This is a genomic window from Pseudomonas sp. ZY71, assembly GCF_036542145.1.
Classification (GTDB): Bacteria; Pseudomonadota; Gammaproteobacteria; order Pseudomonadales; family Pseudomonadaceae; genus Aquipseudomonas; species Aquipseudomonas koreensis_A.
The window spans coordinates 5,940,716-5,963,344 of sequence record NZ_CP144274.1 but is presented as its reverse complement, the minus strand read 5'-3'; the positions used below and the strand labels follow the sequence as shown (position 1 = coordinate 5,963,344).

Below are 22,629 nucleotides of genomic sequence, written 5' to 3'. Positions count from 1 at the left end.
ACCGCACAAGGTTCGGGATCGTGCAATTTGCCGGGATTTTGCACGCCGTCGTGCAGATTGAAACAGGCGTGGTGCCAGCACGGTTCTGGCAAGTTTCTGATTGGCTTGAGATTTTCGTAGAGCGGCCGTTGGCCTGATCTCTGCACCTGTCACCGCTACAGTCATCGAACCGATGGAAGGGGGACGCATGACCCCGACACCCCGCAGGAAAATCGTCGTCGCCCACTCAGTGCGCGCCGACGCGCCGCAACATGAAATACAGACCAACAAGGCCCTGGCGCGATGGCTGGCGCAGATTCTCGGATGCAAGTTCGGCGGCAGCTACGACCCGGACAAACATCGCGGCCGTGATCTGTATCTGCTACCGACGCAAACCATTGTCGGCACTGCCAGCGCTCAGCAACTCGGTATCACAGGCCCTGACGATTTGTGGGGTGGCTTTGTCGAGCACGATTTCATCTGCACCAAAGCCATCAGCCACGGTTTGCGCAGTCATCTGGCTCATGCGCCACCTGGGTGGTCGCCACTGTTTTCCGAGCGGACGCGTAACGTAGTGCTCGACGGTCTGAGCGTGTTCGCGCTGGAAGATGCACGGCCGGCTGCCGAGCATTTGCTGTACAGCGGCCCGATCCGTTTGAAGCCGGTTCACGCCTGCGCCGGTCGTGGGCAGGAAGTGATCAAAAGCCTCGACGCCTTCGACGAAATCCTTGCCCGCCCTGACATTGAAAAGCAGTTCAGCGAAGGCGTGGTGCTGGAACAGGACCTGAGCGACGTCATCACCCACAGCGTCGGCCAGTCATTCATCGGCGATAAAGTGCTGAGCTACTGCGGTGATCAATACTTGACCAAGGATGCTCACGGCGAAGAGGTTTATGGCGGCTCGAATCTGCTGGTGGTGCAGGGTGGTTATGACGAACTACTGACGCTGGACCTTCCCGACGATGTGCGTCTGGCCATTGAGCAGGCGCAGGTTTTCGACGCGGCCGCCAATCAAGCCTATCCGCGCTTCTATGCTTCGCGACGCAACTACGACATCGCCCAAGGCCGGGACAGCAACGGAAAAACCCGCAGCGGCGTACTCGAACAATCCTGGCGCATGGGCGGTGCCAGCAGTGCTGAGGTTGCGGCACTGCAAAGTTTCGTCAACGACCCGGGGATGCGCGCGATCCGCGTGTCTTCGGTGGAAACCTACATCGATCAGCCGCTGCCAGCGGACGCTATCGAGGTCTATCGCGGGCCGGCCGAAAACAGTGAATTTCTCCTCAAATACGTAACGGTCAAATCCTATGACGGCTAGAAGCGAAAGCATTCAAATCGACATTGATGATGAACAGATGAGCGGGACCTTTCTCAGTCCCAAATCGAAAGTCCCGGGGGTGTTGTTTGTCCATGGTTGGGGCGGTAGTCAGGAGCGCGACCTTGAGCGCGCCAAAGGCATTGCCGGTCTCGGTTGCGTGTGTCTGACCTTTGACTTGCGCGGGCACACTGGCGGTACCGGAATTCCGCTGACCCGCGTTACCCGCGAAGATAACCTGCGTGATCTGCTCGCGGCGTATGACCGCTTGCTCGCGCATCCGGCGCTCGACACCTCGGCGATCGCCGTGGTCGGCACCAGTTACGGCGGTTATCTGGCGTCGATCCTGACCTCGCTGCGCCCGGTGCGCTGGCTGGCGTTGCGCGTGCCGGCACTGTATCGCGACGAGCAATGGCACACACCCAAGCGTGAGCTGGACAAGGCCGATTTGCGTGATTACCGCAGCACGCTGGTGCGTGCGGACACCAATCGGGCGTTGCATGCCTGTTCGCAATTCACCGGGGATGTGTTGCTGGTGGAATCGGAAACCGACGATTACGTCCCGCATGCAGCGATCATGAGTTACCGCGCGGCGTGTCAGCAGACCCATTCATTGACGCACCGGATTATCGACGGCGCCGATCATGCGCTGAGCGAGCCGGTGTCGCAGCAGGCGTACACCTCGATTCTGGTGGACTGGATTACCGAGATGGTCGTGGGTGAACGGTTGAGCATTATTCAGTCCGCATGATCTGTGTTGTTCGTTCGGACGCCTTCGCGAGCAGGCTCGCTCCCACATTTGGAATGCGTTCACTTGTAGGAGTGAGCCTGCTCGCGATAGCGTTTTCAAACTCACCAACTCTCTTAAGAAGGTTTCTTCTCGATCCGCAGCGCCTTGGCCTTCGCTTCAACCACCAGATACATCACCACCGTGATCAACAACGGCAACAGAAAATAAATCGCCCGATACGCCAACAGTCCCGCCACCAGACTGCCGCGTGAAGCCTCGTGTTGCAGCAGCGCCACAAACACCGCCTCCAGCACCCCAAGCCCCGCCGGAATATGCGTGATGACCCCGGCAATCGCACTGATCAACAGCACGCCCAGCACCAACGGATAATCGAGCTTGCTCGGCAGCAAGGTGAAAATCACCGCCGCCATCAGCGACCAGTTCAACGCGCCCAGCAGCAATTGCAGGACCGCCATGCGCAACGACGGCAGATTGATTTCCACGCCGCGAATCGACCATTCGCGGCGCTTGGAAAACTGACACGCGGCGAGATAGCCGGCGCTGGTCAGCAGCAACAACACGCCGATGCCTTGCAGCGCACTGCTGCTGATTTTCCAGCCCGGCGGCATCGTCACCAATCCGCTGCTGAACACCGCGCCGGCAATGGTCATGTAGCCGAACCAGTTGGTCGCCAGGCTCAAGCCGAGAATCTTGGCGATGTTGCTTTTGCTCACCCCAAGGCGCGAATACAGCCGATAACGCATGGCGATGCCACCGACCCAGGCGCTCAGGTTCAGGTTGAACGCATAGCTGATGATCCCCACCGGCAGAATCTGTTTCCAGGTCAGGTCCTGGCGAATGTAGGTACGGCCGATCAGGTCGAAACTGGCGTACACCAGAAAGCTCAGCAGGGTCAGGCTGGCGGCGATGATCAGCGTGCGCACCTTGAAGTCGGCAAGGGTTTGCAGGACCTCGGCCCATTCGATGCGCGTGGCAAACAGCGTCAGCAACACGATCAGCGCGAGGAAAAACAGCAGGGTCAACGGGCGCTTCCAGCGGCTCCATTTCGAATGCGTTGCTGGCGCCGAATGCTCGGCGGAATGCACCTCGGAATGGCTCATGAGCGGTCACCTCGAAACGGCTTGAGCCTTGGTTTGTGCGCTGGCAGCCAACCGGCCATCGCCGGGAAGTGCCGCAGAAAGTGGAACACCAGAAACCCCACGGTCATGTGCCAGATGCGTCCACGTGGGGACTTGCTGGCATCCATGGCTTTGCAATGGTTTTGACTGAGGTCTTCGAGGCGCTCGAACAAGTGCTGATTGAAGGCGCGGTCGCGGATCAGCACGTTGGCTTCCAGATTCAGCGACAGGCTCAACGGGTCGAGATTACTTGAGCCGACGGTGCTCCATTCTTCATCGACCAGCGCGACTTTGCCGTGCAGCGGGCGCTGGCAATATTCGTGAATCTGCACGCCGGCCTTGAGCAAATAATCGTAGGTCATGCGCGCCGCCAGTTTGGCCACCAGCATGTCCGGCTGGCCTTGCAGAATCAGCCGCACCTCGACGCCGCGACGCGCTGCATTACGGATTTCCCGCAACAGGCGATAACCGGGAAAGAAGTAGGCGTTGGCGATCACCACCCGGCGTTTGGCGCGGCGCAGTACCTGCAGATAGACGTCTTCGATATCGGAGTGGTGCTGGTCGTTATCACGGAACACCAGACGCACCTGACCGTCGTGGTCATCGAAAGCCATCTCCGCGCGACGTTGACGCCGACGTTGCCACCAGAACCGCGCACGGCCCGGCCGACCACTTTGCAGCAGGGCGAAGTGGTGGATGTCAGCGACTGCCGGCCCTTGGACCTGCACCGAATAATCCTGCTTCGCTTCAGGGCCGAAATCAGCGAGGTGATCGCCGGAAAAGTTGATCCCGCCAATAAATGCGATCAGGCCGTCGACCACCACGATCTTGCGATGCAAACGCCGGAACCAGTTGGTGCGAATGCCCAGACGTTTCGGTGCTGGATCGAAAATTTGCAGATGCACGCCGGCCTCGCTCAGCGCGGTGAGATAAGCGGTGGTCAACTCGCCGCAACCGAAGCCGTCGAGGCTGACGGTGGTGCGCACGCCTCGTCGTGCGGCGTCGATCAGAATCTCCTGTAACTCGGCACCGACCTTGTCTTCGAAAACGATAAAGGTCTCGAGGAGGATTTCACTCTTCGCCGCGCGCATCGCAGCGAACACTCGCGGGAAATATTCTTCGCCGTTTTCCAGCAACTCGACACGGTTGTTGCCCTGCCAGTGGTACTCGACATCGACCTGGCCGGGCTCGCGGATCGGCGGGGTGATGGCGACCGGTTCCACGGCGGATTTCTCCAGCGGCGCGCTGTTCATAGTTCGATCTCTACCGATAAAGGAACGTGGTCGGAAAGGTGCGACCAGGGCCGGTTCGCCAGGACTTTCGGCTGGCTGGCCTTGAGGTTGCGCACGTAAATACGATCAAGGCGCAGCGCCGGCAGGCGCGCGGGAAAACTGCGCGCCGGTTTGCCCTGATGCTCGGCGAACACTTCGCGCAGGCCACAGGGTTTGAGCTGTGCATCGGCGCGCTGGCGCCAGTCGTTGAAATCGCCAGCGACGATCACCGGTGCGTCGTCGGGCAACTCCGCCAAGCGCTGCATGAGCAAATCCAGTTGGGCGTTGCGATGACTTTCACGCAGGCCCAGGTGCACGCAGATCGCATGTACTTCAGTTCCGTCACCCGGCAGGCGCAGCACGCAATGCAGCAGGCCACGGTTCTCGTGGCCGTTGATCGACACGTCGAGGTTGTCGTGACGGATGATCTGGAACTTCGACAGCAACGCGTTGCCGTGATCGCCCTCCGGGTACACCGCGTTGCGCCCATAGGCGAACTGCGGCCAGAGGCTGTCGGCGAGGAATTCGTATTGCGGCATCGTCGGCCAATTGCTGTAGCGCTTGGGATGGTGCTCGTGGGTGCCGTGGACTTCCTGCAGAAACACCACGTCGGCGGCAACGCTGCGCACCGCTTCGCGCAGTTCCGGGAGGATGAAGCGTCGATTGAGCGCGGTGAAACCCTTGTGGGTATTGACCGTCAGCACGGTGAAGGTGCGCACTGACTGCGCGACCACGCAGCCTTCATCGGTGAAACCGACCGGTTCTGGAATGCTCATGGCAACACTCCTTCACCAGCGGGTTCGCCGGGGGTGGTGGCGAGGTCTTTATCCAGCTCGAAACGATGCAGCAGATCGCGGGCGTCATACGGCGCGCGGACTTTGATGTCGTTGTCGAAATAGCAGAACACCTCTCGGGATTTGCGCGCGTGCGGTTTCAAGCGTGGGGCGATCAGGTGTGCGTCTTTTGGTTGCTCTCCGTGGTGCCAGGCGTCTATGCGTTCGGCCCAGCGTTTGAGGGCTGGCGCGGTGTAGCCGCTGGCGTAGAGCTCTTCGGCACCGTGCAGACGCAGGTAGACAAAGTCGCTGGTGAGGTCTTCGCGGTACGGCCATTTGTCCGCAGTGTCGGCGATCACCAGTGCGGTGTTGTGGCGTTTCAACAAGCGCACGAACTCGGGGTCGATGAAGCTCTCGTTGCGGATTTCCACGGCATGGCGCAGCGGCTTTTTGCGCCAGGCTTTGATGCTGGCGTGGCCGTGCAGGTGCGAATCGTGTTGATGGGCGAGGGTGGCGGCGGCTTCGGTGTCGTGGGGCAACAATGCGAGGAAATGTTCAAAGCGCTCAGGCTCGAATTTGAAGTTTGGCGGGAATTGCCAAAGGATCGGCCCGAGCTTTTCCTTGAGTTCCAGAATTCCCGAAGCAAAGAAATTCGCCAGTGGTTTTTCGATCTCGCGCAAGCGACGGATGTGGGTGATGAAGCGCGGCGCCTTGACGCTGAAAACGAAGTCGTCGGGTGTTTCGGCGTACCACTGCGCATAGCGTTCAGGCCGTTGCAGGGCGTAGAACGATCCATTGATTTCGATGCTGTTGACCGCTCTCGACGCGAACTGCAATTCGCGCTTTTGCGCCAGTCCCTTGGGGTAGAAGTCCCCGCGCCACGGTGCGTAGCGCCAGCCGGAAATACCGATGTGAATCGTTGCCATGCCACCCTCCCGTCGAAAGTCCTCGTGTTGCCGGTATCTTTTGATGACTGCTGGCGGCTGGGGAAAGTTTCGATGGCATTACGGACGGTCACGTCTTTAAGGCGAAGATCAAAAGCGCTCCCCCTCACCCCAACCCTCTCCCCCAGAGGGGGCGAGGGGGAAGGGAGCTGATCTTCAGGGTTTTCAGGGTTTGAGTTCGACTCCGGACTTGCAAGTCGGTGCACTTCTCGCAGGCAACTCGGTCAGCTCCCTCTCACGCTGGGAGAGGGCGAGGGGGAGGGGAGCTGATCTTCAGGGTTTTCAGGATTTGAGTTCGCCTCACAAGGGGGAAGGGAGCTGGTCTTTATGGTTTCCAGAACTTGAATTCGACTCCGGACTTTCAGGTCGATGTAATTCTTGTATTCAACTCGGTCGGCTCCCTCTCCCTCTGGGAGAGGGCTGGGGTGAGGGCGCTCTTGAACTTGCTGTGCAATTACCGATCAGTTCCTTACAGGTTCAGCCAAGGGAGATCGGAGTTTTGGTCAAGTTCAGGATCGCCATTCTGCTGGGAGCACTGCTGTTTCTCGGCGCCAGTGAAATTGACGCCGCCGCATTGCCGGGCGTCCCGGCCACCACCGAAGAAGCGGCTAAACCCGAACCGATTGTGCAGGGCGGTCTGCTCGGTGCGATCAGTTCGAGCATCGACGACGTCCAGGACAAGCTCGATCTCAACGAACACCTGGTCGACGCCTGGCGCCTGCGTGCCGATCGCGCCGCCGATGAAGTCGACAAACTGGTCAACCAGCCGTCGAATCGCTCGGGCTGGAGCGTCGCCGGGGATTTCCTCTCTTTGTCCGGCACTTGGCTCGGCAGTTTCGCGCTGCTCACCGTGCTCGGCAGCCTGTTGACCAAACGCCTGCGCGAGGGCCGCTGGTTGCGCACCCGCCAACGCAGTCAGGACCTGATTGGCTACTTGCTGCCGTACACCGTGCCGGCGCTGATCTGTCTACCGCTGACGTTATATGTCAGCCATTTTCTGCAAGCCTCAATCGGACGCGCGCTGGCGCTGTGTCTGGCCTACGCCACCAGCAGCGGCATCTTTTCCACCTCGATGTTGTTGTGCGTGGTGGTGATGTTCAACGTCGGCCATAAACGTCCGGCAGCGCGGATCATTCGAGATTATTGCCCGCGACCGTTGTTCCTGATCGGTTTCCTCGCGGCCCTCAGCGATGCGCTGACCAGCCCGCAGATCGCCCGACAACTGGGCGGCAATATCACCAGCAGCGTCGCGGTATTCACCGGGCTGATCGCCTCGATCATTTTCGGCTTGCTGGTGATTCGCCTGCGCCGCCCGGTGGCGCATCTGATCCGCAATCGTCCACTGAGCCAACGGCTGAAACAACCGTCGTTGCAGGAGTCGCTGCGGATCTTTTCCGGGCTGTGGTACTGGCCAATCGTGCTGATGGTGCTGGTCTCGGCGGTCAATCTGATCGGCATCGGCGAGGACAATCAGAAAGCCCTGCGCTGCGCGTTGTTCACCACGGTTTTGTTAATCGGCACGGTATTCCTCAGCACGATCCTGCAGCACTTGTTCAAGTCACGAAAGGCTGAAGCGATCCAGCGCAGCAGCGCCTACAAGGAGCGTTTTCTCAGCCTCTTGCATGCCTTGCTGCGGATTGTCATCGCCATTGCCTTCATCGATATCCTCGGGCGGATCTGGGGTGTATCGCTGCTCGATTTCGCTCAGAGCAGCACGGTCGGCCGGGCGATCAGCAACGCGCTGAGCAGCATCGGACTGATCTTCCTGGTTACGTGGTTGCTGTGGGTGGTACTCGACACGGCGATTCAGGAAGCGCTGAAGCCGCCGCTCAGCAAACGCGCGGCGCGCCAGCCGAGCACGCGGGTGAAAACCATCCTGCCGCTGCTGCGCAACGCGATCAAAATCATCCTCGTGGTGATCTGCGCGATCACCACCATGGCCAATCTGGGAATCAATGTTGCGCCGCTGCTGGCCGGTGCCGGGGTGGTGGGTCTGGCCATCGGTTTCGGTTCGCAGCAACTGGTGCAGGACGTGATCACCGGGCTGTTCATCATCATTGAAGACACGCTTTCGATTGGCGATTGGGTGGTGCTCGATTCGGGCCATGCCGGCACCGTCGAAGGGCTGACCATTCGTACCTTGCGTCTGCGCGACGGCAAGGGCTTTGTGCACTCGGTGCCGTTCGGCCAGATCAAAGCCGTGACCAACCAATCGCGGCAGTTTGCCTTTGCGTTTTTCTCGGTGCAGTTCACCTATGACACGGATGTCGACAAGGCCATCGAGCTGATTCGCGAAACCGGCGATTCGATCCGCGAAGACCCGTTCCTCAAGTACAACCTGCAAGGGCCGCTGGATGTGTTTGGCGTCGACAAGATGGATTTGAATGGCGTGGTGCTGACGGCGCAGTTCCGTACGGTCTCGGGTGGGCAGTATGCGGTGAGCCGGGCGTTCAATCAGCGCTTGAAAAAGCTTGTGGATAACAGCCCGGTGGTGCATTTCGCGCAGACTTATCCACAGCAGGTTTTGTTGCCGAAGCGGCAGCAGGAGGGAGAGGTAGTGACGAGTGAGGTGCCGCAGGAATCGCGGACTTAACGGGTGGATTTTGAGGGGGGATTACCGACGCTATCGCGAGCAGGCTCACTCCTACATTTTGGAATGCGTTCCCCTGTAGGAGTGAGCCTGCTCGCGATAGCGCCAGAACAGTCAACCTCAATGCCGGATCAATGTGCCGCGCACCTGCTCCATGCCGATCTGATCCAGCTCCAGCCAGAACTGTTGCTTACCGGCAATCTCCGCCGCCGCCGGCAACCCATCGCGATACACCAACCGATTACTCACCAGCGCTGGCACTTTTACCCCCGGCAACAACGTCCCGGCCAGGTTCAGCGGATCCACCCCGCACACCGCGACCAGACTGCCGTCATGCGGCCGACGGCGCACTTCGCGCAACAACGGAATCGCCTCGGGCAAGGCAAACTGTTCCCCCGCCAAACCACTGACAAACCGCCCGCCGCGAATCTCGCCGCGCGCCTCCAGCCGATGAAACGTGCGCAGCAATTCGCGCCAACTCGGCAACCAGTCCGCCTCGCGTTCAAGCAGACGCCAGAACACCACGCCATAGCGCCGCAACAACGTCATCGCGACATGTTCCAGCGTCTCGCTGTTATCCACAGCCGCCCCGCGCCGCAGCAAGGCCCAGCGCCCGGCGTCATCCATGCCACCGACAAACGCGCCGCGCCCGCGACGACTGCTGCGCTGCTGGCGCTTGCTCGGCGGGGTGATCAGCGCGCGCAGGCCGGCGAAGCTGTCGGCGTTCACCAGACCGGCGCCGACCAGTTCCTGCAAAGCGATTTCCAGCTCGGTGCGCAGCAGGTGCGCTTCATGGATCAGCTCATCGAAAAACAACGCGCCGTGCTGACTCAAGGCTTCAAACACCTTCTGGGTTTTCGGCGACAGTTCATTCACCGGCGTCTGTTCCGCCAGCGCACTCCATAAGCCGACCTGACTGCGCGGCAGCAATACAATCGGCGTGCTGCGCAACGCCGTGCCGCTGACTTTCTGCCGGGCACTGAGGCGCGTCCACACCAGTTTGCCGTTGCGGCACAACTCATCCAGCCAGCTCGGCGAATAGTCCTTCAAGCGCGCCGGCAGAATGTCGCTGTCCCACGCCGAAGCGGCCGCTGCGTAGCCTTCGAACTGGCCGACAATTGCCGGCAACACGGCACTGCCCTGACCGCGAGTCGCGGGCGACAGATGCTGCCAGTCGAACAGAAACCGCATGAAATCCTGCAGCGCCACCGGTTCGATTTCCCGGCGCAGGCGCTTGACCGTGTAGCGATGAATACGCGCGAGCAGGTGCCGTTCGCACCATTCCTCGATGTTGAGTTTCGGGGTGAATTGGCCCCGTAGCACATAGCCTTCGCGTTCCAGTCGGGCGAGGGCTTGCTGGACCTGGGCGGTGGGTAACGCGAGCGGTTCGGCAATAGCGGATAACGGCAGTGGGCCGAAGGCACCGAGGCGGGCGCGGATGACTTCGACTAGCGCTTCGTCGAACGTCCAGGCTTCATCGAAACCTGGCAACGCCTCCACTTCGTCATGCAATTTGGCCTGTGGATAAAGCGCTTGCAGACACGTCAGGCGCTCGCGGGCCAGCCATAAACAATGCTCGGCGTCGATCTGCAAACGGCAGGCGCGACCACTCTCGGCCAGATTTTCCAGCCATGCACGCCAGCCTTCGTTCGCTTGCACTTCGTCATCGCTGATGCACGCCAGGCTCATCAACGCCTCGTGCATTTCATCCACAGTGTTCGGTGTCGGCCAGGCTTCTTCACGTACGGCAGTAATCGCGTCGGCATCCAGCGCACCGAGATCATCGGTCGATTGCGGATCGCTCCAGCGCCGGTTGATCACCGCTTGGGTGCGACGTTCTTCCAGCGGTGCATCGTCGAGGAAGGTGTACGGCCGCGCACTGAGAATTTCAGCGGCGAGCGGCGAGGGTGCGGGCAGATCGCGGCTGATCAGACGCACCTCGCCACGCTCCATGCGCCGCAGCAGATTGAGCCAGCCTTCGCTGTCCATCGCCTCGTGCAGGCAATCGTCGAGGGTTTGTTCGATCAACGGGTGCTCGGGAATTTCGCGTTCACCGGCGAGGTTTTCCAGGCAAGCAATCTGGTCGGGAAACACGCTGGCAATCAAGTCTTCGCTTTTCATCCGCTGCAACTGCGGCGCGACTTTGCGTCCGCCGGTAAAACGCGGCAATGCCAGCGCCACCCCGGCGTTCCAACGCCAGCGCACGCCAAACAATGGCGCATCGAGCACCGCTTGAATCAGGATCTGCTCAGCACTGTTGCTGTGCAGGTAACGCCAGACGTCATCGAGTTCGAAGCTGTGGCTGGTGGACAGCGACAGGACGATCGCGTCTTCGCTGGCGGCAGCCTGCAATTCGAAGTTGAAGGTGCGGCAGAATCGCTTGCGCAGGGCCAGACCCCAGGCGCGGTTGATGCGGCTGCCGAACGGCGAATGGATGATCAATTGCGTGCCGCCGGACTCGTCGAAAAACCGCTCCATCAGCAGCGTGTCCTGCGAGGGCAGGGCGCCGAGGGTCTGCCGGGCACGGGCGAGGTATTCGACCAGTTGCTCGGCACTGGCGCGGTTGAGACCGAGGGTATGCGTCAGCCAGTCGAGCGCCGGTTGCAGATTGCCGGAGCTGGCGCCGAGCAGTTCGTCGAGCTGCGCTTGCAGACGTGCCACGGCGAACGACAATTCATCGCTGCGCCCCGGCGCTTCGCCGAGCCAGAACGGAATGGTCGGCGGCTGGCCGTGGGCATCCTCGACGCGGACCTTGCCGGTTTCCACGCGCAGGATGCGATAGGAGGTGTTGCCGAGCTGAAACACGTCGCCAGCAATGCTTTCCACCGCGAAGTCTTCGTTGACGCTGCCGATGTTCAGGCCTTGCGGCTCGAGCATCACGCTGTAGTCAGCATTGTCGGGGATGGTGCCGCCGCTGGTCACGGCGGTCAGCTGCGAGCCTCGGCGGCCACGCAAGGTGCGGCTGACGGCGTCGCGGTGCAGGTAGGCGCTGCGGATGCCCTGACGACCGTTGTAGCCTTCGGCGAGCATGCTCAGCAGGGCCTGATAGTGTTTTTCGTCAAGATCGCGATAGGGCGAGGCTTGGCGGAACATCGCCAGCAAGGCGTCTTCTGCCCATTCCTGACAACTGACTTCGGCGATGATCTGCTGCGCCAAAACATCCAGCGGCGCGACCGGGATGTGCAGGGTATCGAGTTCGCCACGGCGCACACAGTCGAGCAGGGCGGTGCATTCGATCAGATCGTCGCGGGTGGTGGCGAACAACCGACCCTTGGGCGTACCGCCGACCTGGTGACCGGAACGGCCAACCCTTTGCAGAAAACCGGCGATGGAACGCGGCGAGGCGATCTGACAGACCAGATCGACTTCACCGATGTCGATGCCCAATTCCAGTGAGGCAGTGGCGATCAACACCTGCAGTTCGCCGCGCTTCAGGCGTTGTTCGGCGTCGAGGCGAAACTCCTTGGCCAGACTGCCATGGTGCGCAGCCACTGCGTGCTTGCCGAGGCGTTCGCTCAGGTGTCGGCTCAGGCGCTCGGCGAGGCGCCGGGTGTTGACGAAAATCAGCGTGGTGCGGTGCTCGCGAGCGAGTTCGGCGAGGCGGTCGTATACCAATTCCCAGACATCGTTGGCCATGACGGCCGACAACGGCACGGGCGGCACCTCGATGCCCAGATCCCGTGGCCGGGCGTGGCCGATGTCGATGATTTCGCAGGGACGGTCGTGGCCGACGAGAAATTGCGCCACCGCTTCCACCGGTTTCTGTGTGGCGGACAGGCCGATGCGGGTCAGCGGTTCGGCGCACAGCGCTTGCAGGCGCTCAAGGCTCAGGGCCAGATGACTGCCGCGTTTGCCGGCGGCCATCGCGTGGATTTCATCGATGATCACCGTGCGCGTGGTGCCGAGCATTTTGCGCCCCGACTCCGAGCCGAGCAGGACGTAAAGCGATTCCGGCGTGGTCACCAGAATGTGCGGCGCCGATTTGCGCATGGCCGCGCGTTCTTTCTGCGGCGTGTCACCGGTGCGCACGGCGGTGGTGATGTGTACTTCCGGCAGGTTCATCTGCCGCAGTTGTTCGGTGATCCCAGCGAGCGGGTTTTGCAGGTTGATGCGGATGTCGTTCGACAGTGCTTTTAGCGGTGAGACATAAACGACGAGCGTTTCATCGGGCAAACCTTCGGGGTTTTCCAGGCCACGGTGAACCAGATCATCGAGTACGGCGAGAAAGGCTGTGAGGGTTTTGCCCGAGCCGGTGGGCGCAGCGATCAGCGTCGAACGGCGCTGGCGGATCAACGGCCATGCGCGGGCCTGGGCGGCGGTGACCGTCGGGAAGGTTTTGCTGAACCAGGCGCTGACGGCGGGGTGAAAGCCTGCCAGGGCCGCGTCCGTTGGGATGGGCAGATTCATGGCTTAAGTTATGCGGGCGCGGGTGTGAAGATGCAAGTACCGTTCGGGCCTCATCGCGAGCAGGCTCACTCCTACAGGGGAATGCATTTCAATTGTAGGAGTGAGCCTGCTCGCGATGGCGCCAGTCGAAGCGCTACAAATATCCGGGATGTACACTTTACGGATGACGGTTGCGCACTAAACCCGCAAAATGCAACGATTCCGGTAATTATCGACGACGGTTCCACGAGATCCGTCGCTAAAGCCATCGTTCCAATCAGACTGGGCCTGCTGACTCTATGCGAATGCGCCTTATGTTACTGGGCGGCGGAAATGCCCTTGGGCAGGCGCTGATTCGCCTCGGTGCAGAGGAAGACATCGGTTTCCTCGCCCCCCGCCCGCCCGAAAACGGCTGGGATGCCGCGAGCCTGACCCAACTGCTCGACGACACCCGTCCCGATGCATTGATCAACCTCGCCTACTATTTCGACTGGTTCCAGGCCGAAACCGTCAGCGAAAGCCGCATGGCCGGGCAGGAACGTGCGATCGAGCGTCTGGCCGAATTGTGCCAGCACCACAACATCGTCCTCGTGCAGCCCTCCAGTTATCGGGTGTTCGATGGTTCGCGCGCCACGGCGTACAGCGAAAAAGACGAGCCGGTGCCACTGGGTCTGCGCGGTCAGGCGTTGTGGCGGATCGAACAAAGCGTTCGCGCCACTTGCCCGCAACATGTCCTGCTACGTTTCGGCTGGCTGCTCGATGACAGCCCGGATGGCACGCTCGGGCGTTTCCTCGCACGGGCCGAGCAACCGGACGAATTGCTGTTGGCGGATGACCGCCGTGGCAACCCGACGCCGGTCGACGATGCCGCGCGAGTGATCATTTCGGTGCTCAAGCAACTCGACTGTGCCGCGCCACTGTGGGGCACTTACCACTACGCCGGCCACGAGGCGACCACGCCGCTGGCGCTGGGTCAGGCGATTCTGACCGAAGCGCGCAGCCTGCACGCCCTGGCCATCGAAGCGCCGACCGCCCAGGCTCACGCCGCGCGGCCGGACGCTGCCGAAGAGCCGCAACACGCGGTGCTGGCCTGCAAGAAAATTCTGCACACTTTCGGGATCAAACCGCGCGCCTGGCGTGCCGCCCTCCCGGGCTTACTGGATAGGTTCTACCGTCATGGCTGAAGGGATTGTTTTAATCACCGGCGGAGCCGGCTTCATTGGCTCCCACCTGACCGACGCTTTGCTCGCCAAGGGGCATTCGGTGCGCATCCTCGACGATTTGTCGACGGGCAAGCGCAGCAACCTGCCGCTGGACAATCCGAAGGTTGAACTGATTGTTGGTGATGTCGCCGATGCGGCGCTGGTGGCCAAGGCCATGCAAGGCTGCAGCGCGGTCGCGCACTTGGCGGCCGTGGCTTCGGTGCAGGCGTCGGTGGATGATCCGGTGAAAACTCACCAGAGCAATTTCATCGGCACGCTGAATGTCTGCGAAGCCATGCGTCTGGCCGGCGTCAAACGTGTGCTGTATGCGTCCAGTGCGGCGGTGTACGGCAACAACGGTGAGGGCGAGTCGATAGATGAAGACACACCCAAAGCCCCGCTGACGCCTTACGCCTCGGACAAACTGGCGGGCGAACATTATTTCGATTTCTATCGCCGCCAGCATGGCCTGGAGCCGGTGATTTTCCGCTTCTTCAACATCTTCGGCCCGCGCCAGGATCCGTCCTCGCCGTACTCCGGGGTGATCAGCATCTTCAGCGAACGCGCGCAGAAAGGTCTGCCGATTACGGTGTTCGGTGATGGTGAGCAGACGCGTGATTTCCTGTACGTCGAAGATCTGGTCGATCTGCTGGTGCAGGGCATCGAAAAGCCTGAGGTGGACGTCGGCCCGGTGAACGTTGGCTGGAATCAGGCGATGAGCCTCAAGCAGATGCTTGAAGCACTGCAAGCGGTGGTCGGTGAGTTGCCGCCCGTCAGCTACGGCCCGGCGCGCTCTGGTGACATCCGGCATTCGCGGGCGAACAACGCTCGTCTGCTGGAGCGCTTCAAACTGCCGCAGCAGACGCCGATGAGTGTGGGGTTGGCGCGGTTGTTGGGGCGTTCCTGAAAAGAGCCCCTCACCCTAACCCTCTCCCAGAGGGAGAGGGGACTGATCGAGGTGTTCTTTCGAGTTACGCCGACGTGAAATACCGAGTCGAACTCAGGTTTTGAAAGTCACCCAAATCGGCTCCCTCTCCCGGGGGGGATTGGGGACTGACCGAGGTGTTCTTTCGGGATACGCCGACGTGAGATACCGAGTCGAACTCAGGTTTTGAAGAACACACAAATCGGCTCCCTTTCCCCCTCTCCCTGAGGGAGAGGGCTGGGGTGAGGGGGGAGATCCAACTCACGCCACAGGTTTCCAGCGGACATGAAAAAGGCGCCCTTTGACAGGCGCCTTTTTCACGGCCGGAATATGTCGCTACTCCTGTGGCAAGGGGATGTTATCCCCCGATCAACTGTATACGGTCGCCGTCAGTTCTATGCCTGCTCGCCACCAAGCCTCATTCACCACCACGTGAACGTCCGATAACTCGACTTAGAATTTATAGCCCAAGCCAACCATGTAGATGAACGGATCCACATCGACGTTGACCCGTGCGCGAGTGCCCGGGGCAACGGCGTTGTTCTCGACGGTGGCGCGGGTGTCGATGTCGATGTAACGCACTTGGGCGTTGAGCATGATGTTGTCGGTCAGCATGTAATCAGCACCGACCTGCCAGGCCAGACCCCAGGAGTTTTTCGCCTTGAAGTTGCTGAAACCGTTGGCGCTGGCTTCGCTGCCGACGTGTTCGTCATAGATCCAGGTGTAGTTGATGCCACCGCCGACATACGGCTGGAACGGCGACTTCGAATCCAGCGGGTAGTAAACGACGCTGAGGGTTGGCGGCAGGTGCTTCAGAGTACCGAGCTTGCCGTTGGCCGCTGGCAGGGCAGTGCCTTTGAGTTTGACGTCATGCTCGAACGGCGTCGCCGCGAGCAGTTCGAGGCCGACGTGATCGGTGAGCATGTAAGCGAAGTTGAGACCCAGTTGGGTGTCGCTGCTCATGGTCGCCTTGCCGCCCAGATTGGTGCCGCTCAACGGCCCCTGATCGACCTTGACGCTGGAGCTGTCGGCCTTCGGGTTGACGGTGATCGCACCGGCGCGGATGAGAATGTCACCGGCTTCGTGGGCGTGGGCGAGCGGGGCTGCGAGCGCGAGGGCAAACAGCGAAGCGCTGAGCAAGGACTTGTTCATGGGGGCTCCGAAAGGACGTTAGAAATGTCTGATGTCCTATGGTACGAAGCCAACTGATACGGTCTTTTGACTCAGCTCAATGAAACAGTGAAGGGGTGGGTTTCTGTGGAACCTTTGAGGGCCTATTCGCGAGCAGGCTCGCTCCCACCGTGGAATGTGATCACCTGTGGGAGCGAGCCTGCTCGCGAAGACGATGGATCAATCAACACAAAACCGCCGGATTCACTCCGGCAGCTCATACACATAAATCTTGTCCGCATCCATCTGATACCCGGCATCCGCCAGTTCACTGCTCGACGCCTTGACCTGCAACGGCCCTTCGACCCAGTAAGGCTGATACAGCTCATCAAGCTTCACACCCAAATCGCTTTTCACATGCACGATCTGGTTCGACGGCGGTGGCGGCACATGGATGCAGGCGCCGAAATACGGCACCAGCAAAAAGTCGGTGGTGCGTCCCTCTTCATTGACTTCCAGCGGCACGATGTAGCCCGGCAAACGAATGTTCTGACCGTCGAGTGATTGCACCACCGGCGCGTTCGGCAGGTCCTGCTTCGCCGCTGGCGCCGACTCGGCAGACAGCGCATCACTCATCTTCGACATGTCGTGCAGCGGGGTCATGTTCGGCACTTCCGGCGCGGCGTCCGGCGGGATCATTTCCGACCACGTCAGGTCTTTCGGCGCCGCTGCCCACACGGGCAGGGCGACCAGCAATAGCAGCGCAAGTAAGGCGCGGGGCATGGTGAACATCCTCATAAACGGATCGACAGGCCATCGGCCAGGGATTGGCGATAAGCGCGCCAGGCCGGCACGCTGCCCATCAGCAGCGCGGCCGCCAGAATGCCACCGAGCAGCGTCCATTCATACTCGCTCGGCCACGCCAGCGGCAGGAACAAACCGTAATTGGCCTGCACGTAACCCTGCGCGGCGGCAATGCCGATGTACAAAAGTGCTACCCCGGCAATCACCCCGGTCAGCGCCAGTGCAAACGCCTCGAGCACCAACAGGCTCGCGATATGCCACGGTCGCGCCCCGACCGAACGCAGAATCGCCATCTCGCGGCGCCGCTCGTTAAGGCTGGTGAGAATCGCCGTGAGCATGCCGATCAACCCGGTCAACACAACAAACAACGAGACCACGAACAGCGCTTTTTCCGCAGTGCTCATCAGGCTCCACAATTCTTGCAACGCTACGCCCGGCAGAATCGCCAGCATCGGTTCGCCACGGAATTCGTTGATCTCGCGTTGCAGGGCAAAGGTGGAAATCTTGCTGTTGAGGCCGAGCATGAACGCGGTGATTGCTTGCGGCGTCAGGTCCATGTTGCGTGCCTGATCCGCCGTGATCCGGCCGTTACCTCGCGCGGGCACGCCGTTGTGCCAGTCGATATGAATCGCCTCCATGCCGCCGAGGCTGATGTGCAGCGTGCGATCGACCGGCGTGCCGGTGCGCTTGAGAATGCCGACCACGGTAAACGGTTTGTCATCGTGCTTGACCAGACTGATCGCCGCTACGCCGTGGGCCAGCACCAGTTTGTCACCGAGTTTGTAATGCAGCGCATCGGCCACTTCGGCGCCGAGCACCACTTCAAACGGATCGCTGGCAAACGCACGGCCGTCAGCCAGTGCCAGGTGTTGCTGGCGACCGTACTGGTAATGCTCGAAATAGGCTTCGGTGGTGCCCATCACCCGGTAGCCGCGATGGGAGTCGCCGAGGGACATCGGGATCGCCCACTTCACTTTCGGGTTGCTGGCGAAGTGTTCGAAGCTGTCCCAGCGAATGTTGTTGGTGGCGTTGCCGATGCGAAATACCGAGTACAGCAGCAGGTTCACTGAGCCGGAGCGGGCGCCGACGATCAGGTCGGTGCCGCTGATGGTGCTGGCGAAACTGGCTTTGGCTTCGGTGCGTACCCGCTCGACGGCGAGCAGCAGGCACACCGACAGAGCAATCGCAAATGCGGTGAGCAGAGCGGTAAAGCGGCGGTTGGCCAGGCTGGCCATGGCCAGACGAAACAGATACATCTCAGACCTCGGCAGACGTGGCGGCGCGATTGAGTTCGGCCAGGGACAAATGACGGTCGAACAGTGGCGCCAGGCTCTGATCGTGGCTGACGAACAGCAGACTCGATCCGGCCTCGCGGCATTCGGCGAACAGCAGGCGAATGAAGTTTTCCCGGGCGTCATAATCCAGCGCCGAGGTCGGTTCGTCGGCGATCACCAGCTCAGGCTGACCGATCAACGCGCGGGCTGCAGCGACGCGCTGTTGTTGGCCGATCGACAGCGAATCGGCGCGACGGCTGAGGATGCTTTCGTCTTTCAAGCCCAAGTGGGCGAGGAGGGTGGCGGCGGCTTGATCGACACTGCCGTGGCGCTGTTTCGCCCGTTGCGCACGCAGCTTGGAAAAGTGACACGGCAGCTCAACGTTCTCGCGTACCGAAAGAAACGGCAGCAGGTTGAACTGCTGGAAGATGTAGCCGGTGTGGTCGACGCGAAAAGTATCGCGAGCGCCAGCGGAGAGTTCGGTGAGTTCCTGGCCGAGCAGACGAATGCTGCCGCGACCGGGTTTCTGCACGCCGCCGAGCAGACCGAGCAGGGTGGTCTTGCCGCTGCCGCTGGGGCCTTTGAGGAACAGGGTTTCGCCGGCTTCCAGACGAAACGCCGGGATGTCCAGCAACGGCGGGTGACCGGGCCAGTTGAAGCCAAGGTCGGACAGTTCGATGAGTGCTTGGGTCATTTGAAACCGGATATGGAGTTGAGTGGCCCCTTTGTAGGAGTGAGCCTGCTCGCGATAGCGGTGTACCAGTCAGCACTGAATCAACTGACAGTCTGCTATCGCGAGCAGGCTCACTCCTACAAGGGATCTTCACAGATTTCAGAATTTCAGGGCAGCAGCCTTGGCCGTCACTTCAGTACCTTGCTGGCCGCTGGCGCTGATCAGTTGTACCTGAATTTTCTGCGTCGCCGGGAAGGTATTGAAGACGTTGGCCAGATCCAGCGTCTTCAACGCACCCGGTGTGGCGCAGTTGAATTGGTAATGCGCGTGGATTTCGCTGTGGTCGTGGTGATGCTCGTGACCGTCCTTGTCCGCTTCATCGTTGTCATGGTCGTCAGCATCCGGCTTGTCACCGAACAACGGGCTTTCCAGTTCTTGGCTGACCACTTTGCAACCGGCAGCGGTGGGCAGGCTGAACAGGGCCAGCGGTTTTTCCAGTTGCGCGCGGGCGGCAGCGACTTTGGCCTTGTCGGCATCCGAAGTGGCGACGTGTTCGAAACCGACGAGGTTCATCGCCGGGCTTTCCAGCTCCAGCTCCAGGGTCTGACCGTCGAGCGCGGCATTCAAACGACCCACGCCATGTTCATGCGCGCCGAGGCTGCCGTGTTCATGGTCGTGATCGTGGTCATGCTCATCAGCCGCATGGGCGATGGCCAGCGGCAACAGGGCAAACGGCAAAGCGAGCAGCAGACGACGCATGGCGGTCTCCGGGAAGTAAAGTGAAGAGTTTGTTATGTAATCTTATAACGAAAGTGCGCAGAGTTTGCCCGTGCGCTTGGCGTTGCACAAGTCCCGTGGGAGCATGCAGGTCAGAAAAGTGCAGGAGCGAACTCAATGTTGCGGATACGCGGAACCGTCGGCGATGTGCCGGTGGATTTGACGGTGGAACTGGATGACGGCGATTGGGCGAAGCTCGGTTCAGCGCTGCATGGGCAGGCGCCGGTCGCTCAATCTGAGGCGGTCGCATCAGCCCCAGCGACGAAACCGCTGAATCAGGACGATGCCTTGTGGCAGTTGGCCAAAGATCTGTTGCGCAAGGCCGGGCAGCTCAGCGGGCCGGACCTGCTTGATCAACTGGAAGGGCTGACCGGCAGCACGGTGGCAGGCAAACGCTTGCTGGTGCGCCTGCGCCACAGTGCGGACGTGAAAGTGGTGAGCGGCGGGGATACGCCGCTCTACAGCTGGATCGAATGAGGGTTAGTACAGCGCAGCAAACATCTTGCGGCGGTACACCGTCACCAGCGGGTGATCGTTGCCCAAGAGCTCGAACACCTGCAGCAAGGTCTTGTGCGGCAGGCCTTCGCTGTAGCTGCGGTTGCGGATGAACAGCTTCAATAGTGCATCCAGCGCCGCTTCATATTGCTGGCGAGCGAGCTGCTGAATCGCCAGTTGATACACCGCCTCATCGTCCAGCGGATCTTTCGCCAAACGCGCTTTCAGGTCAGCAGCATCCGGCAGATCACGCGCCAGGCCAAGGAATTTGATTTGTGCCTTGGCCCCGGCCAGCGCGGCTTTGTGTTCATCGCTTTTGACCGCATCCAGCACGGTTTGCGCTTCATCCAGTTCGCCGCGTTCAGTCAGGCAGCGCGCGTAGAGGATCAGTGCCTTGGCGTTGGTATTGTCTTCAGTGAGCATCACCACCAGCGCCGCTTCGGCGTCAGCGTAACGACCGTCATCGAACAATGCCTGAGCCTGTTCGAACGGATCAGCGGCAGCCGGCGGTGGCATTTGCACGTGCGGCTCAAGCAGGGCGCGGACGGCGGACTCTGGTTGTGCACCGGCAAAACCGTCGACCGGTTGACCGTCCTTGAACAGCACCACAGTCGGCAGGCTGCGGATGCCGAAGCGGGCGACGATGTCCTGCTCGATGTCGCAGTTGACCTTGGCCAGCAGCAGTTCGCCCTGATAACTCTCGGCAATGCCTTGCAGCATCGGCATCAACGCCTTGCACGGCGCACACCATTCGGCCCAGAAATCCACCAGCACCGGTTTGTTGAAAGAGGCCTCGATTACCGACTGGTCGAAATCGGCCGTCGTGGCGTCGAAGATGTACGGCGTTTGCTCACTCATGGGGGATCTCGTCAAAGCGTGGATGGGGCAACTATACGGCTTGGCGGGGTGTGGCCGGAAGCGGTCAGCTTTTGAGAGGGGTGTTGCATGGGTGGACGCCTTCGCGAGCAGGCTCGCTCCCACAGGGGATTTGTGAACGAGATAGATCCACTGTGGGAGCGAGCCTGCTCGCGAAGCTTTTAGCTAGCGCCGCGCATGGTAAAGGCTGACATGTCTGAACTCTTCCGGCTCCGCCAGATCCGGCAACGTCATCGCCTCAAGCATCTCGATGCGCTCATACAACGGATGGCGAAAATCCCGAACCCGCGAATCCGCCACCAGCGCTTCTCTTCCACGGCTCAAAAAAGCATCGAGCAACGGTAGATTCGCCCGGTCGTACAACACGTCCGCCACCAGGATCAGATCAAACCGATCGGCTTCGGCAAAGAAATCCGTTGAATAACTCATTTGCACATCATTGAGCTCGGCGTTCGCCCGGCATGCGGCAATCGCCAGCGGATCGAGATCGCACGCCACGACTTCAAGCGCCCCGGCCTTCACCGCCGCGATCCCGGCAATCCCGGAACCGGCGCCGAAATCCAGCACGCGCTTGCCGCGTACCCACTCGGGAAACTCCGCCAGATGGCGCGCCACCGCCAGACCGCTGGCCCAGCAGAAACCCCAGTACGGTGGCTCGTGCAGAATTCGCTGAATTTCTTCCTGGCTGAATTCGCGATCCATGTTGTCGCCATCGATCAGCCATAGCTGTAAATCAGTGTCCGGCAACGCACAGACTTTAAGTCTGGCGTCGCCGAGCAGTTCACCTAACGCCTGTTGCAGGTCGAGCGGTGCATTCATGGTGCTTTGACAAATTGCAGTTGGCCCAACGCCTGAGTGGTCGGCTGGCTGATGGTTTGCGACGGCAGGTGCAGGATCAACTGGCCGGACTGGCTGGCGCGGCCACGCAACTCAACCCGCGCACCGGCGGGGAAGGCGTCCGGGTTGAAACGCAGGCGGAACGGCAGAATCTGGTTGTTGCCGATCAGACTGGAACTGGCGAGCAATTGTTGCGGGCGATCCTTCTCGTCGATCACCAACAGCGCCATTTCGACCTCGGCGCCGGCCGGCACGCCTTGCAGGGTGCCGCTCAGTTCGCGTTGATAGGCTGGCAGCGGGCCAAGCTCGGCGGCTTCCTTGGCTTTTTTCTGCGCTTGCTGCGGCGCCGGGCCTGGCGTCGGCGGCTGGGGCTTGGGTGCATCGCTGCCACAGGCCACCAGCAGGCTGAAAAGACTGAGCAAAACGAGCGGACGTAACGGCATTGGATGCTCCGGCAAAATGAAATCCATGGATCAAACGATCATGCCGTTCTGTATACCGCAAAGCCTATGGCTTGTCTTGCCACCGG

At 60.8% G+C, this 22,629-nt stretch carries 19 protein-coding genes; 6 read left to right on the top strand and 13 right to left on the bottom strand.

Annotated elements, in window-relative coordinates; translation table 11 throughout:
- Positions 1-187 precede the first annotated feature (187 nt).
- Entirely contained in the window at positions 188-1,297 is a 1,110-nt protein-coding gene (locus tag VY732_RS26450) for a DUF3182 family protein (RefSeq protein ID WP_331692628.1), read from the top strand.
- On the top strand, positions 1,287-2,045 hold the full coding sequence (locus VY732_RS26445) for an alpha/beta hydrolase family protein (protein WP_016983578.1): 759 nt from the start codon (positions 1,287-1,289) through the stop codon (positions 2,043-2,045). The genes VY732_RS26450 and VY732_RS26445 overlap by 11 nt, the downstream gene beginning before the upstream one ends.
- A 113-nt stretch (positions 2,046-2,158) precedes the next feature.
- Here the strand turns inward: VY732_RS26445 and VY732_RS26440 are convergent, their stop codons facing one another.
- Genes VY732_RS26440 through VY732_RS26425 form a run of 4 tightly spaced genes read right to left on the bottom strand, consistent with a single transcriptional unit; the run spans position 2,159 to position 6,133 of the window.
- Positions 2,159-3,145 (bottom strand): lysylphosphatidylglycerol synthase domain-containing protein, encoded by a 987-nt coding sequence (locus VY732_RS26440; RefSeq protein WP_331692626.1) that lies wholly within the window; start codon positions 3,143-3,145, stop codon positions 2,159-2,161.
- Positions 3,142-4,416, bottom strand: a complete 1,275-nt coding sequence (gene clsB / locus VY732_RS26435) for a cardiolipin synthase ClsB (RefSeq protein ID WP_331692624.1) — start codon at positions 4,414-4,416, stop codon at positions 3,142-3,144. Before clsB ends, VY732_RS26440 begins: the two co-directional genes overlap by 4 nt.
- The gene (locus VY732_RS26430; protein WP_331692622.1) at positions 4,413-5,210 is read right to left on the bottom strand and encodes an endonuclease/exonuclease/phosphatase family protein; all 798 of its coding nucleotides are present in this window, start codon (positions 5,208-5,210) and stop codon (positions 4,413-4,415) included. Before VY732_RS26430 ends, clsB begins: the two co-directional genes overlap by 4 nt.
- Positions 5,207-6,133, bottom strand: coding sequence for a DUF72 domain-containing protein (locus tag VY732_RS26425; protein WP_331692620.1), 927 nt, complete (start codon positions 6,131-6,133; stop codon positions 5,207-5,209). Before VY732_RS26425 ends, VY732_RS26430 begins: the two co-directional genes overlap by 4 nt.
- A 517-nt stretch (positions 6,134-6,650) precedes the next feature.
- Between VY732_RS26425 and VY732_RS26420 the strand changes: the two genes are divergently transcribed.
- Positions 6,651-8,744, top strand: a complete 2,094-nt coding sequence (locus tag VY732_RS26420) for a mechanosensitive ion channel family protein (RefSeq protein WP_331692618.1) — start codon at positions 6,651-6,653, stop codon at positions 8,742-8,744.
- Between the two features lie 117 nt (positions 8,745-8,861).
- Here VY732_RS26420 and VY732_RS26415 read toward each other — a convergent pair whose 3' ends face one another.
- Positions 8,862-13,148 carry a DEAD/DEAH box helicase gene (locus VY732_RS26415; RefSeq protein ID WP_331692616.1) on the bottom strand — a complete coding sequence of 1,429 codons (4,287 nt, stop codon included), beginning with the start codon at positions 13,146-13,148 and terminating at the stop codon, positions 8,862-8,864.
- Positions 13,149-13,426: 278 nt separating this feature from the next.
- Between VY732_RS26415 and VY732_RS26410 the strand changes: the two genes are divergently transcribed.
- Together VY732_RS26410 and VY732_RS26405 are read left to right on the top strand one after the other, a co-directional pair.
- Positions 13,427-14,311: a sugar nucleotide-binding protein gene (locus tag VY732_RS26410; protein WP_034155952.1), complete on the top strand. Its 885-nt coding sequence runs from the start codon at positions 13,427-13,429 to the stop codon at positions 14,309-14,311.
- Positions 14,304-15,236 carry an NAD-dependent epimerase/dehydratase family protein gene (locus VY732_RS26405; protein WP_331692613.1) on the top strand — a complete coding sequence of 311 codons (933 nt, stop codon included), beginning with the start codon at positions 14,304-14,306 and terminating at the stop codon, positions 15,234-15,236. The genes VY732_RS26410 and VY732_RS26405 overlap by 8 nt, the downstream gene beginning before the upstream one ends.
- Before the next feature lie 471 nt (positions 15,237-15,707).
- Here the strand turns inward: VY732_RS26405 and VY732_RS26400 are convergent, their stop codons facing one another.
- The 5 genes from VY732_RS26400 to VY732_RS26380 form a co-directional block, all read right to left on the bottom strand.
- Positions 15,708-16,406: an OmpW/AlkL family protein gene (locus VY732_RS26400; RefSeq protein WP_007910962.1), complete on the bottom strand. Its 699-nt coding sequence runs from the start codon at positions 16,404-16,406 to the stop codon at positions 15,708-15,710.
- 222 nt (positions 16,407-16,628) lie between these two features.
- Complete coding sequence (locus tag VY732_RS26395) at positions 16,629-17,147, bottom strand: DUF3299 domain-containing protein (protein ID WP_331692611.1); 519 nt, start codon at positions 17,145-17,147, stop codon at positions 16,629-16,631.
- Positions 17,148-17,158: 11 nt separating this feature from the next.
- Positions 17,159-18,424 carry an ABC transporter permease gene (locus tag VY732_RS26390; RefSeq protein ID WP_331692609.1) on the bottom strand — a complete coding sequence of 422 codons (1,266 nt, stop codon included), beginning with the start codon at positions 18,422-18,424 and terminating at the stop codon, positions 17,159-17,161.
- Position 18,425: 1 nt separating this feature from the next.
- Positions 18,426-19,136 carry an ABC transporter ATP-binding protein gene (locus tag VY732_RS26385; RefSeq protein ID WP_016984101.1) on the bottom strand — a complete coding sequence of 237 codons (711 nt, stop codon included), beginning with the start codon at positions 19,134-19,136 and terminating at the stop codon, positions 18,426-18,428.
- Positions 19,137-19,274: 138 nt separating this feature from the next.
- Positions 19,275-19,874 (bottom strand): DUF2796 domain-containing protein, encoded by a 600-nt coding sequence (locus VY732_RS26380; protein ID WP_331692607.1) that lies wholly within the window; start codon positions 19,872-19,874, stop codon positions 19,275-19,277.
- A 135-nt stretch (positions 19,875-20,009) separates the two neighbouring features.
- Here VY732_RS26380 and VY732_RS26375 point away from each other — a divergent pair, with 135 nt between their 5' ends.
- The gene (locus VY732_RS26375; protein WP_331692605.1) at positions 20,010-20,369 is read left to right on the top strand and encodes a hypothetical protein; all 360 of its coding nucleotides are present in this window, start codon (positions 20,010-20,012) and stop codon (positions 20,367-20,369) included.
- A gap of 3 nt (positions 20,370-20,372) precedes the next feature.
- On the opposite strand, the gene trxA is transcribed toward VY732_RS26375, so the two are convergent.
- From trxA to VY732_RS26360, 3 genes are all read right to left on the bottom strand, one after another.
- Entirely contained in the window at positions 20,373-21,245 is an 873-nt protein-coding gene (gene trxA, locus VY732_RS26370) for a thioredoxin (RefSeq protein WP_331692603.1), read from the bottom strand.
- Between the two features lie 183 nt (positions 21,246-21,428).
- Positions 21,429-22,082, bottom strand: coding sequence for a class I SAM-dependent methyltransferase (locus VY732_RS26365; RefSeq protein WP_077574709.1), 654 nt, complete (start codon positions 22,080-22,082; stop codon positions 21,429-21,431).
- A complete protein-coding gene (locus tag VY732_RS26360; protein ID WP_331692600.1) occupies positions 22,079-22,543 on the bottom strand; it encodes a YbaY family lipoprotein in 465 nt (154 codons plus the stop codon). The genes VY732_RS26365 and VY732_RS26360 overlap by 4 nt, the downstream gene beginning before the upstream one ends.
- Positions 22,544-22,629: the final 86 nt, after the last annotated feature.